1 protein-coding gene is annotated in these 806 nt (G+C 69.6%); it reads left to right on the top strand.

Annotated elements, in window-relative coordinates:
* Window positions 1-806 (top strand): condensation domain-containing protein (locus DM373_RS28405; RefSeq protein WP_244215147.1); only part of this gene is annotated, 806 nt, incomplete at both ends.

Below are 806 nucleotides of genomic sequence, written 5' to 3'. Positions count from 1 at the left end.
GCGGCCCGCTGCTGCGGGCGGTGCTGGCCGAGTACCAAGGCGAACAGCGACTGCTGCTGGTGATCCATCACCTGGCGGTGGACGGGGTGTCGTGGCGGATCCTCTTCGAGGACCTGCAACAGGCCTACGAGCAAGGCGCGCAAACCCAACTGCCAGCACGCACCAACAGTGTCCGCGACTGGGCGGGGCAACTGCAGGACTACGCCCGAGGTGAAGCGGCGTCGCAACGGGATTACTGGCAAGCGCAACTGCAGGGTGCCGACACAGCCCTGCCGTGCGAACGCCCCGAAGGCAGCCTGGCCAACCAGCACGGCCGTTCGGTGGCTACCCAGCTTTCGCGGGAAACCACCCGCAAGCTGCTGCAAGAAGCCCCGGCGGCGTACCGCACCCAGGTCAACGACCTGCTGCTGTGCGCCCTGGCCCGGGTCATCGGGCGCTGGAGCGGGCGTGACGACACGCTGATCCAACTGGAAGGGCACGGCCGCGAGGCGTTGTTCGATGCCCTCGACCTGACCCGCACGGTGGGCTGGTTCACCAGCCTGTTCCCGGTGCGCCTGGGCCGCTGCGAGGCGCTGGGCAGCAACCTGCGCCTGGTCAAGGAACAACTGCGAGCGATCCCGGACAAGGGCCTGGGCTGGGGCGCGCTGCGCTACCTGGGCGACGAAAGCGTGCAGGCCGAGCTGGCAGCGCTGCCGGTGCCGCGCATCACCTTCAACTACCTGGGCCAGTTCGACGGCAGTTTTGCGGCCGAGGACGGCGCGCTGTTCGTGCCGGCCGGCGAGGCCGTGGGCCCGGACCAGAGCCCG

Origin of the sequence: Pseudomonas sichuanensis, assembly GCF_003231305.1 — a bacterium.
Lineage (GTDB): Bacteria > Pseudomonadota > Gammaproteobacteria > Pseudomonadales > Pseudomonadaceae > Aquipseudomonas > Aquipseudomonas sichuanensis.
Note: the sequence above shows the minus strand (reverse complement) of the source record. Positions and strands in the feature narration are given on the sequence as shown.